The following is a 15,740-nucleotide window of genomic DNA, read 5'->3' as shown; positions in this document are numbered from 1 at the left end:
AATGGTTAAATCACAAAATATCACATGGCACGATTCAGAAGTAACAAAAAGCGAACGCCAAGAAAAAAATGGCCATAAGAGTGTAGTGCTCTGGTTTACAGGTTTATCAGGTTCTGGGAAATCTACCATCAGTGTCGCTTTAGAAAATGCATTATTTGAGCGAGGCGTCCGTTCTTATCGTTTAGATGGTGATAATATCCGCCATGGGTTGAATAATAATTTAGGATTCAGCCCCGAAGATCGAAAAGAAAATATCCGTCGTATTGGAGAAGTAAGCAAACTTTTATCAGATGCAGGATTAATCACTTTGACGGCCTTTATCTCACCATATCGTGAAGACCGTGATCATGTGCGTGAAATTTTAGAAGATGGCGAATTTATAGAAGTGTACACTAAAGCGAGTGTAGCGGCATGTGAAGAAAGAGACCCTAAGCAATTGTATAAAAAAGCGCGCGCAGGAGAAATTAAAAATTTTACAGGTATCGATGCACCTTACGAAGCACCTGAAAATCCAGAAATTATCGTGGATACAGAAGAAAATTCAGTAGAAGAAGCGGTAGAACAAATTATCCAATATTTAGAAGACCAAAAAGTAATATAAATTTTTAAAATAGAAGTACATACAGTAATGAGGGGCTGTATGTGCTTATTTTTTTAGCCTTATTTTGCGATTATTCAGAAAATAAACTATAATATAAGTGTAAATTCATATTTCGTACAACAAGGAGTGGGCATCAAGATGACAAAAGTAGAAGGACAAGTAGCATTAGTAACAGGCGGAGGCCAAGGTATCGGAGAAGCCATTTGCCGAAGATTAGCAGAAGATGGATTTAAAGTCGGTGTTGCAGATTATAATATTGAAACTGCTGAAAATGTTGCGCAAAGTTTACGTGATGCAGGACATGAAGCAGTTGCTGTAAAAGTAGATGTGGCTGATCGTGACCAAGTATTTGCGGCTGTAAAAGAAGTGAAAGATAAGTTTGGTGATTTTAATGTCATTGTGAACAATGCTGGTTTAGGACCACAAACACCATTAGATACGATTACGTATGAGCAATATCGTCAAGTTTTTGATGTAAACGTAGGCAGTATTTTCTGGGGTATCCAAGCAGCGGTTGAAGCGTTTGAGTCTTTAGGACATGGCGGTAAAATTATTAGTGCTTCTTCACAAGCAGGTCAAGTCGGCAATCCAGGTTTAGCTTTATACGGCGCTACTAAATTCGCAATCCGCGGTATTACACAAACTGCAGCGCGCGATTTAGCAGACAAAGGTATTACAGTTAACGCGTATTGTCCAGGTATCGTAAAAACACCAATGATGGAAGATATCGCGCAAAAAACTGCGGATGAAGCAGGAAAACCTTATGAATGGGGTATGGAACAATTCTCTAAAAACATTGCTTTGAAACGCTTATCAGAACCATCTGATGTGGCAGCATGTGTATCATATTTAGCAGGACCAGATAGTGATTATATGACTGGACAAGCTTTAATTATTGATGGTGGTATGGTATTTAATTAATCAACAACATAAAATGAAAGGCAAGCGAACTTTACAGCTCACTTGCCTTGTTTTTATTTTTTACGTCTAATTCCAATCTGATGACCTAGTTGTTTCGGTATTTCAAAATCCCCTTGTTCTTTGTAATATTTTTCGATGTTTCCATATACAAATTCTGGAAACTCAGCACTGCGACGCTCCTTATTGTTAATACACATCATAATGACTTCATATGCTGCTGTTTGTACCCCATCTTGATTAAACATTTTTAAGAAAAAATGTACGCGTTTATGGTCGAAGTCGTAAACATAAACATCTACTTTAAATGATTCATCTAAAACCATTTCTTTTAAGAAAGTAATATGCGCCTCTAAATTAAAAATAGTCGTATCATGATTTTGACGATAATCAATTGAGAAACCTAAACTTGCGAAAAAACCTACCACAGCATCGCTGAATATTGAAAAGTATTGCGCATCATGTAAATGATGATTATGATCAATCCAAGAAGGATGGACCTTATCTTCGTATGTATAAATTGAACTCATATCAAACATCTCCCTTTATTTGAATATATTTGAAGTTTAACATAATTCTAAATGATTATTAGTTTAGATGGTTTATTAATAAAATAATCAACTTTTTTGGATTTTTGTAGTGAATAAGTTGAAAAAGTACAGGAATACGGTATCATTATATATGAATAAAATAGTTCTTATTAAGAGTGAGTGGAGGGACTTGGCCCTGTGAAGCTCCAGCAGCAACCGCGTTGCGGTATCGTGCTAAATCCAACAAGTTGATGACTTGAAAGATAAGAAGATGTGTTGAAGCGCTTCTTCTTGTAAGAAGGGCTATTTTATTTATCCAAAAAAGATAAAGGTGGTAAATAAAATGAAACAATTCAGCAAACAGCAAATCAGAGAAAAAATGGACGAACTTGAGCACTGGGAAAATTATAAACCAATGAATATGGCTAGTAGTATGGGAAGAAAGGCGCAAATTAATAACCTCAAAGCTACAATTAGAGAAATGGTTCCTATTGAAGTGGTAAAAGAATGGTTGGAGGAGTAATTTTTATTGACGCACCTAACGCTAAATATTAGGTGCGTTTATTTATATAATTCTTAGTTACTTTTTATAGATTTAAATGTATAATTAATGGCAATAGATTAAATTATTTCATCAAAAAGAAGGGGACAACTATGAGAAAACTAGCAATGATGATAAGTATAATGATAATTTTATTAGCGGCTTGTGGGAACAAAGAGGAAAACAAAGAAGAGAACAAAGATTCAAATCAGTTAGATGCTAAAAAAGTAGAAAAGAAAAAAATTGGGAAGATCCATAATAATACTGTTGAAGCAAACGGTGTAAGAGTGAAGGTAATAAAAACAGAAATCATCCCATTAGGTAAAGAAGAGTTTCAAAAAAACCACTACTAGTTATTAACTACGAGGTTACTAATAATAGCGATAGAGAAGTTACTTCTTCTAGTGGTTGGTATGATATATTTCAAGCGTACCAAGACAGTGAAAACTCACAAAAGATGTTGAATATCGGAGTGTCGATGAATGAGGAAATTCAAAAGGAATGGGATAAACAAAATGACATTATTAAAAAAGGTTCAACTGTAAGTTCAAATATTGTCTATGAGTTGGAAAATAACACTAATGTTGTTTTATTAAAAGCAAAAAATATATATACCAATACTGATTTAGGCGAAATCAAAGTAAATATCAAAAAGTAATGTTAGATAAGAAAGGGCAACTTATATGATAGCTATCAGTGCATGTTTAATTGGAGATAATGTGCGTTACAACGGAACAAATAAATTAAATCATGAACTACGAGAGTTAATTAAACAAAACAAAGCTATCAGTATTTGTCCAGAAGTATTAGGTGGATTATCTACGCCCAGACCCCCTGCAGAAATTGTAAATGGTGATGGTCGTGATGTATGGAATAATAAAGCAAAAGTCCTTACGAACACTGGAGAAGATGTAACAGAGCGATTTAAACAAGGAGCTTTAAAAGCACTAAAACTACTCCAAGAATATGAATGTAAGGCTGTTGTTCTTAAAGCAGGAAGCCCGAGTTGCAGTTCAAAAGCAATTTATGACGCACTTTTTCAGGTGAGTTAAAAGAAGGATTAGGAGTTACTTCTGCTTTACTTGAAGCACATCATATCCGTATTGTAGATGAAAATAATTGGGAAACTTTATTCTGAAATTAGAAATAACGAAGAGTTTGTTGAAAAAAGCAAACTCTTTTATTATTTTAAAGTTGACAGAATATTCTTTTAAATATAGAATGAGCATTAATCAAATAATTCGAAAAGATAAAGATGAGTAAAGTATATATTTAAAAATCTTCAGAGAGCTTTTGTGTGGTGTGAAAAAGCGATTTGAGAATGTAGAAAATGGACTCTGAATCTGTTGGCTGAATGATTAAGTTAACACGTAGTGGCGCACGTTATGACCGCCGGAAGTACTTGATTATGAGTGCTTTTTTGAGATGTGCTTCAACATGCACAAATTCGGGTGGTACCGCGTGAAAATAGATTCTTCGCCCCTATAGAGCCAAAGCTCTATAGGGGTTTTTTGAGTTGTTTGGAAAAGATAAATAAAACAGGGAGATGTTTAATATGACTGAATTATTAAGATATGATATTGTGGGAAGTTTTTTAAGACCAGAAGCATTGAAAAAAGCACGTGCACAATTTGAACAAGGGACGATTAATCAAGCAGCGCTTTCGAAAGTGGAAGATGAAGAGATTAAAAAGCTCATCGCAAAACAAGTAGAAAATGGTTTGAAATCTATTACCGATGGAGAATTTCGTCGCAGTTGGTGGCATTTAGATTTCTTTTGGGGATTAAACGGTGTAGAAGCAATTAAAGATGCGGGAGGTTTTGAATTTGAAAATGTACAATCTCGTTTTGAAACAGCAAGATTAAACAACTACATAAGCGGGGAAAATCATCCGTTCGTCGAGCATTATAAGTTTTTAAAAGCACATACACCATAAGGCATTGAAGCACGTCAAACTGTACCAGCACCTGCCCGTTTGTTCTCTGAACTAACACGTAAAGAAAACATCGAAGCCACTAAAAGCTTTTATCCGACAGAAGATGAATTGATTGATGCAATTGCGAAAGCATATCAAACTGTCATCCAAGATTTATATAATGAGGGATTACGTACTATACAATTCGATGATACAACTTGGGGCAGATTAGTAGGAGATCAAACAGAAATTAATGGTAAAAATGGTGATGCGAAAGAGAAAGAACGTTTGAAAGAAATATTTGTTAAAGCAAATAATAAAGCAATTGAAGGATTACCTGAAGATTTAACAGTACAAACGCATGTCTGCCGCGGAAATTATCGCTCCACATGGTTTGCTGAAGGGGCTTATGATTCTGTAGCTTCACCACTGTTTGATAGAGAAAATGTTGATAATTATCTCTTAGAATATGATACAGACCGTTCTGGAGGGTTTGAACCTTTAGCCCATGTATCTGAAGGGAAAAATGTTGTTTTAGGACTCATTACTTCAAAAGATGGAAAACTTGAAGATCGTGATGAAGTGATTGCACGTATCAAAGAAGCAAGCCAATACATCCCGTTAGAGAATTTAGCGTTAAGTACACAATGCGGATTTGCTTCTACAGAAGAAGGAAATAATCTGACAGAAGAAGAGCAATGGGCTAAAATACGTTTAGTAAAAAGCATTGCTGAAGAAGTATGGAAGACTGAAAAAGTTGAAGGTTAGCTGAAAAACGCCGTTGTTTTGGTTTTATAACAATCAAAACAACGGTATTTTTATGTCTTCTAAAAGCGTAACAATAGGGTTTACGGAATTTTATAATATTGAAAGTGAAAATTGTCACAACTTCTACAATTATTTATTATTTACTACCTTGTATTGTTTAGTACCGCGTGCTATATTATAGATAACAACTAGTAAACATTACACAGTACTGATTAATGTATATGGAGGTAATGCGATGAATATACAATTTAAAAAGGGGGCTTTGGAATTCCTAGTACTACTCATTATTAAAGGTGAAGATCAATATGGTTATTCCTTAGTTCAAAAAATCACACCTCGTATTTCAATTGCAGAGGGCACAGTTTATCCACTCATGCGCCGCCTAGTAAAAGAAGGCTATTTGACCACATATTTTAAACCTTCAACAGAAGGGCCGGCACGCAAATACTACAAAATCACAGAAGAAGGTCGAGAACGTCTAAAATCACTTTTAGCAGAATGGAAAGATTTTACAGATGCTGTCAATTTGTTTATAGAGGAGAGTGAAGTTGATGAATAAACAAGAATATTTAAGACTACTAGATCGCTATTTAACTAGAGTCACTCCTGAAGAACGACGCGATATCTTGAATGAATATGAAACACATTTTATTAGCGGTAAAGAAGCTGGTAAGACAGAAGAAGAAATTTCTAAAGAGCTCGGCAATCCTAAGTCTATCGGACGTGAGATGAGTGCGACTTCAGCAATGGATAAAGTTGAAGATTCTAAAAACCCTAATAATGTTACAAATGCCATCATAGCAGTTATGGGACTCAGTATTCTTAACTTCTTTGTAGTCTTTGTAATTTTAACAACACTGCTTGGTATCCTCTTTGGACTTATTACAGCAACTGCTACACTTCTTGTCTCACCTGTTTTACTCTTAGTGAAAGGTTTTGTAGATGGGTTCAGCATGATTATACCAGTAGAAACTTATACAGTCTTTGCCATGTTCGGTGTCGGTTTAATGTTGCTTGTTATCACATATTTGGCTTGTAAATGGAGCTTCATTTTATTCATGAAGTATCTCAGATGGAATATCAATGTTGTGAAGGGAAGTGCACGCTCATGAAAAAAGTATTGATTATATTATTTACAATCGGACTGCTCATGTTTATCGGCTTCGGATTAGCGACGTATTTTGAAATTAAAAAAGGTTCAAACACACCTTCGCATCCTTTGAATTACGAAAAAGTTTATCAAAAAGAAGATACTTCAATTAAAAAGTTGAAAGTAAATAGTCAATTGGCAGATGTCAAAGTGAAACGTGGAAAGCACTTTAGCGTTAAAGCGAAAAGTGGGGATAAAGAACATACAGAAATAACAAGTAAAATTAAAAATGGTACACTTTTTGTAAAAGAAGCACATAAGGGTTCTAAGATTAATTTTAATGTTCAGGGTATCAAACCAACAGATATCACGATTACTGTGCCAAACCGTATGTTAGAAAAAGCAGAATTATATAATGACACGAGTGATATCACAATCGAAGGATTAAAAGCCAAACAAGTTGAAGCTGTAACGAATACAGGAGATATTCAATTTAAAAATAGTGAAAGTAAGCAATTAGACTTAACAAGCGATACCGGTGATATTGAGCTGCTTAAAACAGAGTTTAAAGATGTATCTGCCCAAAGTGATACAGGAGATGTTATTATCAAATCTATTAATGGAGATGCTGATATCGATACAAGCACAGATACAGGAGATATTGAGTTAGATTATGCCAAAGCACCTAAAAACACTAAACTCATTAATAAAACTGATGAAGATAATGGCAGTGAAATAAGAGTGAATCAACCTCAATTAAAAAATGAAAAATATGGACAAGGTAATTTTAAGGTTCAAGTAGATACAGATACGGGTAAAGTAGTAATAAATTAATCGTACTATCTTATGCACAGTTATATCGCAGTTTCAAAAAAAGGCTTCAGAATGCGGGTTCTGGGGCCTTTTTTGAGTAGAGAAACATAAAGCTTGCAAAAATCCATAAGTAGCATTATTATATTAAGTATAAAATATATACCTATAAAGCACACGGCTTAGATAGCTTTTTAATTAAAAGGAGATGAAATGAAGATGCAAAACTTAAAAGGTATGCACCACGTTACAGCAATTACAAGTGATGCTGTTAAAATTTACGATTTCTATACAGATGTATTGGGCTTACGTTTAGTGAAAAAAACAGTGAACCAAGATGATATTCATACGTATCATTTATTCTTCGCAGATGATGAAGGTAATGCAGGCACAGATGTGACATTCTTTGATTTCCCTGGAATTCCAAAAGGAACACACGGAACAGATGAAATCGCACGAATTTCTTTACGTGTACCGTCAGATGCTGCTATTGAATATTGGGCAGATCGTTTTGATAAATTAAATATTGATCATTCAGATGTTGAAACATTATTAGGTAAAAAAATAATCCGTTATGAAGATTTCGACGGACAACAATATAATCTTATCTCAGATGAAACTGATAAAGAAGGCAGTGTTGAACCAGGCGTTGCTTGGAAAAATGGTCCGGTGCCAGAAGAATATGCCATTGTAGGTCTAGGTCCAATCGAGTTGAATGTCAGCCGTTATGAAGCATTTAAAGCAGTCTTCGAAGAAGTGTATGGTTATAAAGAAGTAGATTCAGAAGGAGATTATCATCTTTTCGAAACAGGACAAGGCGGAAATGGCGGCCAAGTGATTGTTCATAAACAAGGCGGTAATCCTGGTATGCAAGGTTACGGCACAATTCACCATACTGCATTCCGTGTTAATGATAAAGAAGGGCTGGATGAATGGATTGAGCGTTTGAATTCATATAATATCGGCAACTCAGGTTTTGTTGAACGTTATTACTTCAAATCACTTTATTCAAAATTCTATCCAGGCATCTTAGTTGAAATTGCGACAGACGGACCAGGCTTCACTGGCGATGAACCTTATGAAACATTAGGTGAAATTCTTTCATTACCACCATTCTTAGAACCAAAACGTGAAGCTATCGAAGGTGAAGTACGTCATATAGACACAACGCGTCATAACCAACCTGATCGCAAAGCACAACAATAATTTGAAGGAGGAAAGATATCAATGGATATGAAACACATTTTCCGAAAAGGAAAAGATAACAATCAACCAACATTCATCATGTTTCACGGTACTGGCGGAGATGAAACTGACTTAATTCCGGTAGCACTCCGTCTAAATCCTGATTACAATGTATTAAGTGTAAAAGGAAATGTCTCTGAAGGTGGCATGGCACGTTTCTTTAAACGTGTCGGAGAAGGACAATATGACTGGGAAGATTTAGCAGAACGTAGTGATGAATTGAATGCTTTCTTGAAAGAAGCGGCAGAGCATTATAACTTCGACTTAGATAAAGCAGTTCTTGTCGGTTTCTCAAATGGTTCTAATATGGCTATCAATTTATTATTGAGAGAGGATACAACATTTGCGAAAGCCTTACTCTTTGCACCGTTATATCCAACAGATATTGAAAATGTGAGAGACTTGAGCAACATGACTATTTTCCTTTCAATGGGCACACAAGATCCAATCGTCCCTGTATCAGAAAGTGAACGTGTCATTGATATCTTCAAACGTTCAGGTGCGAAAGTAGAAACACACTGGACTGTATCTCACGGTATTACAGAAGCTGCTTTAAATGACGCTGCAAAAGCTTTAGAAGATTAAAAAAAGAGACCTAGGAAAGTGGGAAGATTGAAATCCCGCTATTCCTAGGTTTTTTATTTTTGTTTAATTTTCAAGTTCACTTCGACTGAAGTTATAAACATGATCGTCATTTTTCAAGTCATCTTTAGATAGTTGAACTAACTTTTGGCCTTTCTCCAGTAAAGTAGTAAAACTTATTGTTCTTTCTGCATCATCATTGCCAGTTATGATAGATGGATCGAAGGTAAATGTACCATAAGTTTTAGGTTTGTCTGTAGGATATTGAGTTCCGCCGCTGCTTGTTTCAGAATACATGACGTGTGCTTCGGTATTGCCCAAATCCTCCATGACACGATCTACAGATTTTTTATCATGGTCTTTCATACCTTTTTTGTTGTTGATGACCATAGTGACAAGCGGTTTTTCCTCGCTATTTTCAATCACAATATATGCAGGATCTTGCCATTTTGCTTCTTTATATTCAGGAGGACCATCTTTTTTCATCTTATCTTCTAATTCAGAAGGAGTATTGCTTTCAATAAAGCTTGTTGGTACTTCAGCTGATTGATCGATTGGGATAGACTTGATTTTGCCGTTTTTTGTAAAAATAATTTGTGAAACATAGCCTGCATCTTCACCGCCACCGCCTGTCGCCCAAATAACATGTTCTTTTTCATCGTTGATAATATCTTTAATAGATACTTCTTTTTTATCTTTGAAATCTTTTTCACACCCTGTTAAGGCAGTAATTAAAATACATGCGAACAAAATGATAAATGCTTTTTTCATGGTTAGATACTCTCCTTTGATGGTGAAATTAAAATGATGGAATTGTAGATGAATAGACCAATTGTGACGAAAAGGAGTAACGATGAGATAGGACTACCTGTACCGTTGACGATTTCCATAATAGGGTCTATAGGTAAAATAAGATTTGCCCAAATACTCCATTTGCGTTTCTTTGCATCATTGAAACGACGATATGTGATTGCGAGTTGAGGACAGAAGGTCACAATGATAAAGAGAATTGCTATATATAATATTGGAGAAGCCTGTCCTGTTAATTCATCTTTTCCTGTAATACCGATAATCAATAATACGGTTGTAATAATGATGTTTAAAATGGTACTCACCCAAAAAGGTGTCCGTTTTGCTATATCTTTAAAGTTTATGAAATTTTGCCAAAAGGCTTGGTAATTCTGCCAAATATTTAATTGGTTAGTAACGTTGGCAGATTTTGTTGTATTGGAATTTGAAGCAACCGGTTTTCCGCAGCACGCACAAAAAGCATCTTTTGGATTTAATTCAGCACCACATTTACTGCAATACATGACAAGTAACCTCCTTATAAGTTATCAAAATCTTTCTTTTTTTCTTCAGCTTCCTTTTGTCCGCTTTCAGAGTCTTTGTAATCAATGACATGCATGTCTTTATCTTTTTTAGTATCTAATTCTATTTCAGTGTCTGCAGGTACTTCAGTGATTAAAATTTCGCCATCATATGGAGAGATACCTGCATAAGTTTTGCCTTTGTATTTAAAAGGTTTAACTTTAGCTGTGAAATCAGGTTTGAACTCTTTAGTACGTAATTTTAAGTTGGGGTTTTCTGGGTTGATTTCTAATGTGCCATCTGTTGCTGGAGAAAAGTTATAGCCAGTTCCTTCGATTTTATGATTTTTTTGATAGATGAACTTTTCAATATTGGTAAAATTATCGGTTGTAGTCATTGAGGGATTCATATTGTCGCCCTCTTTTTCCTGTATTTCAGCTAAGTGATTCATTTTCTTTAAGATTTCATCAGGACTTATTTTTAAGAACTTTCCTAATCTTAAATCGTCGTTACTGTAGATGAAAAATTGACGTGCTTGATTGTTTTTTACATAAATCACTTGGCTGACTGAAGCATCATCAATTGAATTATCCACTACTTTAACAGGTTGATGTTTGTTATCTTCTCCGCCATTTTCGACCATTGGGCTTATCCGATAGAGGATATGCGGTTTACCATCAGCAAAAATATCTGAAAGTGTGATATCTTTATAATTTTGTTCTGAAGTGGTTTCTTTTGATTTTGTTGTACTTTCAGTATTATCGGTGTGCTTTGTTTCATTTTTGTCCTCATTATTTTGACCGCAACCTGCTAACAGCAGCGGAGTTGCGATCAATAGTGCAGGGATTATTTTTTTCAAGTTGTTCCTCCTAGATTTGTTTTAATTTCTTGTTTTAAATATGTTTTTTGCATCTCCAACATGTCATCTATTACTTTTTGTAAGAGATTCTCGGGTTCGATGACACGAATTTTGGAGCGGTAAATAAAAGCAAGAGTACGTGCATTTTGTTCTGAAATATCCATGCGCACATGAATAATTTCGGGGGTAATATTTTGTATAATCTCAGAAGTATAATAAGGGTGAAGTAAACGAAATACTTCTTGCATCATCTCAAAGGTGACTGAAATTTTCTTTTGGTTATAGAAAGTTTTGGGATTGATTAGATTGGGGAGATTAAGGTAATAACTTTCAGTTTTGGTGTCATATAAAATCTGGGTATGCCAAGAACCATTTTCATATAAATAATTTCTTAAATTATCGATATCACGTTGAATCGTACGCTTATTGACATTAAAGCGTTCTGCTAAATCAGATTTGTTGACTGTTTGTTGTTGTACTAACCTAGTGTAGATATTCAATATTCTATATGCTTGTTCCATCATCTCCACCTCAATCCGTTAACACTATGATACAAAAGAGATATAGGCACCTAGCGTCATTTTGGCGGGGATTTTGAAATTCACTATAATGACTACTGCAATAGGGTTTCAGACAATTTACTTTAATTTTTTTCTTTCGATATAGACATCTCATGTCTAACCGACCTCCTTTATTTAAATTCATGGTCGGTCCTACACGTTGGACCTTAGGACAACGTGTTTTTAATCATTACAATTGTTGAAAACACAAAAAGAGGAGGTCTTACCAATGTTGAGAGAGGAATTTTTTTCTGAGGTTTTGTAAGGGTTTTGATGATAAAAAAACGGCAGGTCTCAAAACGAAAGTTTTGAGACCTGCCGGCGCCTATTTTTAAAAATGAAGTTACTTATTTCACATTTAGTAAGTAGAGTACTTTTTCTGCGACGCCTTTAGGCGATTGAGGATTTTGTCCAGTTACTAAATGACCATCTTCTACAACGTAAGGGCGGAATGGTAAAAAGGCTCTGCTGTAATCTGCGCCTTCTTCTTTTAATTTATCTTCAAGCATAAATGGAACTAATTTTTTTCGATTTGCTAATTTTTCTTCTAAATTTGAAAAGCCTGTTAAGCGTTTGCCATCAACATAATAGCGACCATCTAAGCCTTTGAAGTCTACGAATGCGCAAATGCCATGACAGACAGCTGAAACAACACCGCCATTTTCTCTCACTGCCGAAATGACACGTTGAATATCTGGATTTCCTGGGAAATCATACATTACACCATGACCGCCAGTAAAATAAACGGCATTGTAATCAGTAGGTGTGATTTCTTTAATAGAAGGAGAGTTTTTCAATAACGTCATAAATGTATCGTCATTTAAATACTTTTTAGTTAATTTGTCGAGCATAAAACGTGAGGTACTGACTGGGTCGATTGGAGTCAAGCCGCCTTTGGTATTTACGATATCAATTTGTACGTGGTTTTGGTGCATTAAATCATAGAAGTGTACGAGTTCTCCTAACCATAATCCTGTTGGAACATCTGAATCTGCGAAATAATCTGTGCTTGTGTTAACAATTAAAACTTTCTTAACCACTTTTATCCCTCCATACTTTCAAATAAATGCATATAATTATACATTATAAATACCCCAATCCATATGTGATATGCAATTCATTGGTTGCATAAAGGATATTAATCTGCTCGGAATAGTTGGTTTAAAATTTAAATTATTAACTATATTTAATTTTTTATTTAACTTTAATTAATGGGCAATGATACGGATTCACAGTAAAATTAGTTGTGTTGATAAGCAAAGTTAAACATCCGTATACTTAGAATTCATCATGAAATTAACATTCGACGAGACAACAGAAAACGAAGTCATACATCTTTTGAATTTACTACACACCTAGAATTTAACATCAGTGTTTTCATCTGTATCAGAATTAAAAACGCATTATCGACAGCGTAAGTATTATATAGATATTATTCCTTCACTTCCTAAAGAAATCGAGATAATACTCGATTACAGTCACAATATTCTCCTAACAGAATAGTATCTCTCATAGTATTGAGAATGGCTTGTACAAACTCCCAAGACATTACTGTTAAACAATTCTCAATCATTCACCGTATGCCCTTATGATGAATTCTATCCCTGTCTTCATAAGTACATACGGTTTTTTAATTTTCACAACTAGAATAATCACCGGAGGCCACTATGATTACTTTTATATTATTGATGTTTTTTGCGATCAGATTATATACACTTTATATTTCAATTCAACACGAACGTGTCTTGAAAACTGAAGGCGCAAAGCAATATGGTGTTAAAAATTCAAAATATCTTGCGATAACACACACTTTAATTTATGTTTCAGCAATCATTACAGCGATAATAGAACATCCAAAATTCGATTTTATTTCTTTAGTAGGATTGATTTTATTAGTTTTCAGTTATATCGTACTTTTCATGGTTATTCGTACTTTAGGATCTATTTGGACTTTGAAAATATACATTTTGAAACAGCATCGTATTATAGACCAAGGTATTTTTAAATATGTAAAACACCCTAATTATTTTTTGAATATTATTCCTGAACTTATAGGAGTAGTTTTATTGACACATGCTTTTACTACAGCTTTATTGTTTATTCCTTATGCACTTTTCTTATATATACGTATTCAACAAGAAGAGCAAGCAATGGCTCATCTTTATTAAAATTGAGAGTATCTGTTAAACGTCTATTCGTTTTCCAGATACTCTTTTTATTGATACAAACATAAATGGAGGAATTTGACAAAAGGTTGTACAATTAACATATAGGAATACTCAGGAGTGAATTTTATGTTGAAAGTTAAAGCGCCAAAAAACCTTTATTTGAAAGGCGGAGAGCGTGCAATTTTATTACTGCATTCATTTACGGGGACTATCCAAGATGTTAAAGAGGTTGCAGAAACTTTGAATGAAGAAGGTTTTACTTGTTATGCACCTTGTTACACTGGACACGGTCTGCCCGTTTCTGAATTTGTAAAATATGACATTCAAGATTGGTGGAGAGATGTAGAAGCAGCGTACAATTTTTTACAAGCTGAAGGTTATCAAAAGATTGATGTAATCGGTGTGTCGTTAGGTGGCATTTTTTCTCTTAAGCTTGCAGAACAATATGAGGTGGACCGTATTGTAGGAATGTCCATTCCTTATGAAAAAAGAGAAAAAGGTGTAATAGGGCGTTTGAATACTTACGGAGAACGATTGCAGCATTATATTTTATGTACAGATGATGAACAAGCAGAAGAAATGGCATGCATCCGTGATTATAAAGCAGGTGCGCAACGCTTTGAGACTTTTACAGATGAAACGATGAAAGCGTTAGGACAAATTACTGCACCGACTTTATTGATGTATGGAAATCAAGATGAACCTTCTTATCGAAAAAGTGCTTTTAAAATAGAAGCAGGTTTAACAAACGTTGAGGATAAAGAAGTGGAACGTTTTGAAAATGCCGGTCATCTCATGCCACGCAGTGAAGATAAAGCAGCAATTATAGAAAGAATTGTAGATTTTATGTGTAAAGCGTAAGTATTACGTAAAAATAATTTACAAACATATTTAGAATGGCGTAAGATATAAAAAAGGTAATAAACAACCTATTTTTTAAATGTAATGAATATATGTTATTATACAATGCAAAGGTATAGTTACGAAAATATTGACTAAAGTAAATAGGCAATTTAAAAATATTTTATTTTAATTATTGTTTTATAATAGTAGTATTTTTGTGCGAACAGGTTAACTTAGGCTAAACGAATTTCGTAGTAAGAAAAGAAGAGTGGAGGAATATGTATTGAAAAGTGAAATTATAGACAATGCAATTGAATTGTTTGCGCAAAAAAGCTATTACGGTTGTACTTTAGACGAACTTGCTAAAAGCGTAGATATTAAGAAAGCAAGCTTGTATTATTATTTTCCAAGCAAGGCAGCAATTTACCGTGAGTGTGCACAACGTTGTGTAGGTTATTTTGAACGTGTGATTGAAATCGAAAATAAAAAGAGCTCAGATACACTTAGTTTAGGAAACTTGAAAGAATTTATTCTTAAAACTGTATTCGATACGGATATTAATTATCTGCGTTTATATCTGCAGTTCACGCAAGCACCGGATGAATTTAAAGAAGAATTGTATGACGGTGTAGCAAGTTTGCATAAGGATTTGGATGTTACTTTCAAACGTTATTATGATGCAAATGATATAGAGATCTCATTTGAGAGCTTCCGTGAGTTAGTTTTAGGTGTTATGGAAAGCGGTTTCATCCGTACTACATTCATTAACTATTTTGATGAATTGAGTTATAGACGTAAGACGTTACAACTGGATGTTGCGAATATGCTGGATTCATTATTTGAATTGAAAGAAGCAGCAAAAGGACATTAATAAATAAAAATGATACAAACCATTTTAATATAGATTAACTTTTGAGGTTGACCGACTTGAATGCGGTGCAATCTCTTTTTATTTTATCCAAAATTACAATCGAAAGAGATTAGAGCACGTCAGTAAAG

At 34.4% G+C, this 15,740-nt stretch carries 19 protein-coding genes, 2 pseudogenes, 1 riboswitch and 1 other annotated feature; of the genes and pseudogenes, 15 read left to right on the top strand and 6 right to left on the bottom strand.

What is annotated here, in order from left to right; all coding sequences use genetic code 11:
* The first annotated feature begins 1 nt into the window (after position 1).
* Together cysC and A4G25_RS07410 are read left to right on the top strand one after the other, a co-directional pair.
* Complete coding sequence (gene cysC / locus A4G25_RS07415) at positions 2-601, top strand: adenylyl-sulfate kinase (RefSeq protein WP_047132242.1); 600 nt, start codon at positions 2-4, stop codon at positions 599-601.
* 138 nt (positions 602-739) lie between these two features.
* Positions 740-1,522, top strand: coding sequence for a (S)-acetoin forming diacetyl reductase (locus tag A4G25_RS07410; RefSeq protein WP_012664094.1), 783 nt, complete (start codon positions 740-742; stop codon positions 1,520-1,522).
* Positions 1,523-1,575: 53 nt separating this feature from the next.
* Here A4G25_RS07410 and A4G25_RS07405 read toward each other — a convergent pair whose 3' ends face one another.
* The gene (locus A4G25_RS07405) at positions 1,576-2,049 is read right to left on the bottom strand and encodes a thioesterase family protein (RefSeq protein ID WP_047132241.1); all 474 of its coding nucleotides are present in this window, start codon (positions 2,047-2,049) and stop codon (positions 1,576-1,578) included.
* A gap of 164 nt (positions 2,050-2,213) precedes the next feature.
* Positions 2,214-2,319: riboswitch (SAM riboswitch) on the top strand.
* A gap of 73 nt (positions 2,320-2,392) precedes the next feature.
* Between A4G25_RS07405 and A4G25_RS07400 the strand changes: the two genes are divergently transcribed.
* The 10 genes and pseudogenes from A4G25_RS07400 (at position 2,393) to A4G25_RS07355 (ending at position 9,003) form a co-directional block, all read left to right on the top strand.
* On the top strand, positions 2,393-2,572 hold the full coding sequence (locus A4G25_RS07400) for a hypothetical protein (RefSeq protein ID WP_047132240.1): 180 nt from the start codon (positions 2,393-2,395) through the stop codon (positions 2,570-2,572).
* Positions 2,573-2,703: 131 nt separating this feature from the next.
* Positions 2,704-2,943 (top strand): hypothetical protein, encoded by a 240-nt coding sequence (locus tag A4G25_RS07395; RefSeq protein WP_047132239.1) that lies wholly within the window; start codon positions 2,704-2,706, stop codon positions 2,941-2,943.
* 2 nt (positions 2,944-2,945) lie between these two features.
* The gene (locus A4G25_RS12855) at positions 2,946-3,248 is read left to right on the top strand and encodes a DUF5067 domain-containing protein (RefSeq protein WP_082107868.1); all 303 of its coding nucleotides are present in this window, start codon (positions 2,946-2,948) and stop codon (positions 3,246-3,248) included.
* 25 nt (positions 3,249-3,273) lie between these two features.
* Positions 3,274-3,728, top strand: a pseudogene (locus A4G25_RS07385) (2-thiouracil desulfurase family protein).
* A 105-nt stretch (positions 3,729-3,833) separates the two neighbouring features.
* Positions 3,834-4,077, top strand: a binding site (T-box leader).
* A 68-nt stretch (positions 4,078-4,145) separates the two neighbouring features.
* A pseudogene (locus A4G25_RS07380) lies at positions 4,146-5,273 on the top strand (5-methyltetrahydropteroyltriglutamate--homocysteine S-methyltransferase).
* Between the two features lie 235 nt (positions 5,274-5,508).
* A complete protein-coding gene (locus A4G25_RS07375) occupies positions 5,509-5,832 on the top strand; it encodes a PadR family transcriptional regulator (RefSeq protein WP_012664099.1) in 324 nt (107 codons plus the stop codon).
* Positions 5,825-6,385, top strand: coding sequence for an HAAS signaling domain-containing protein (locus A4G25_RS07370; RefSeq protein ID WP_047132236.1), 561 nt, complete (start codon positions 5,825-5,827; stop codon positions 6,383-6,385). The genes A4G25_RS07375 and A4G25_RS07370 overlap by 8 nt, the downstream gene beginning before the upstream one ends.
* Complete coding sequence (locus tag A4G25_RS07365; RefSeq protein ID WP_047132235.1) at positions 6,382-7,197, top strand: DUF4097 family beta strand repeat-containing protein; 816 nt, start codon at positions 6,382-6,384, stop codon at positions 7,195-7,197. The genes A4G25_RS07370 and A4G25_RS07365 overlap by 4 nt, the downstream gene beginning before the upstream one ends.
* 195 nt (positions 7,198-7,392) lie before the next feature.
* Positions 7,393-8,379 (top strand): ring-cleaving dioxygenase, encoded by a 987-nt coding sequence (locus tag A4G25_RS07360; protein WP_047132234.1) that lies wholly within the window; start codon positions 7,393-7,395, stop codon positions 8,377-8,379.
* A gap of 27 nt (positions 8,380-8,406) precedes the next feature.
* Positions 8,407-9,003, top strand: a complete 597-nt coding sequence (locus A4G25_RS07355) for an alpha/beta hydrolase (RefSeq protein WP_047132266.1) — start codon at positions 8,407-8,409, stop codon at positions 9,001-9,003.
* Between the two features lie 63 nt (positions 9,004-9,066).
* Here A4G25_RS07355 and A4G25_RS07350 read toward each other — a convergent pair whose 3' ends face one another.
* The 5 genes from A4G25_RS07350 to A4G25_RS07330 all read right to left on the bottom strand — a co-directional run bounded on the left by A4G25_RS07350 (position 9,067) and on the right by A4G25_RS07330 (position 12,770).
* Entirely contained in the window at positions 9,067-9,771 is a 705-nt protein-coding gene (locus A4G25_RS07350) for a hypothetical protein (RefSeq protein ID WP_047132233.1), read from the bottom strand.
* Between the two features lie 2 nt (positions 9,772-9,773).
* Positions 9,774-10,313: a DUF805 domain-containing protein gene (locus A4G25_RS07345; RefSeq protein WP_047132232.1), complete on the bottom strand. Its 540-nt coding sequence runs from the start codon at positions 10,311-10,313 to the stop codon at positions 9,774-9,776.
* A 14-nt stretch (positions 10,314-10,327) separates the two neighbouring features.
* Entirely contained in the window at positions 10,328-11,170 is an 843-nt protein-coding gene (locus A4G25_RS07340; protein WP_047132231.1) for a hypothetical protein, read from the bottom strand.
* Positions 11,167-11,691 (bottom strand): HTH domain-containing protein, encoded by a 525-nt coding sequence (locus A4G25_RS07335; protein WP_047132230.1) that lies wholly within the window; start codon positions 11,689-11,691, stop codon positions 11,167-11,169. Before A4G25_RS07335 ends, A4G25_RS07340 begins: the two co-directional genes overlap by 4 nt.
* 386 nt (positions 11,692-12,077) lie before the next feature.
* Complete coding sequence (locus tag A4G25_RS07330; protein WP_047132935.1) at positions 12,078-12,770, bottom strand: type 1 glutamine amidotransferase domain-containing protein; 693 nt, start codon at positions 12,768-12,770, stop codon at positions 12,078-12,080.
* A gap of 627 nt (positions 12,771-13,397) precedes the next feature.
* Here A4G25_RS07330 and A4G25_RS07325 point away from each other — a divergent pair.
* The 3 genes from A4G25_RS07325 to A4G25_RS07315 all read left to right on the top strand — a co-directional run bounded on the left by A4G25_RS07325 (position 13,398) and on the right by A4G25_RS07315 (position 15,612).
* Complete coding sequence (locus A4G25_RS07325) at positions 13,398-13,898, top strand: isoprenylcysteine carboxyl methyltransferase family protein (protein WP_047132936.1); 501 nt, start codon at positions 13,398-13,400, stop codon at positions 13,896-13,898.
* 126 nt (positions 13,899-14,024) lie between these two features.
* The gene (locus tag A4G25_RS07320; protein ID WP_052766782.1) at positions 14,025-14,759 is read left to right on the top strand and encodes an alpha/beta hydrolase; all 735 of its coding nucleotides are present in this window, start codon (positions 14,025-14,027) and stop codon (positions 14,757-14,759) included.
* A 265-nt stretch (positions 14,760-15,024) separates the two neighbouring features.
* Positions 15,025-15,612, top strand: a complete 588-nt coding sequence (locus A4G25_RS07315) for a TetR/AcrR family transcriptional regulator (RefSeq protein ID WP_047132937.1) — start codon at positions 15,025-15,027, stop codon at positions 15,610-15,612.
* The last annotated feature ends 128 nt before the right edge of the window (positions 15,613-15,740 follow it).

Source organism: Staphylococcus condimenti, from assembly GCF_001618885.1.
Classification (GTDB): Bacteria; Bacillota; Bacilli; order Staphylococcales; family Staphylococcaceae; genus Staphylococcus; species Staphylococcus condimenti.
The sequence above is the reverse complement of the archived record's forward strand: the minus strand, read 5'-3'. Positions and strand labels throughout refer to the sequence as shown.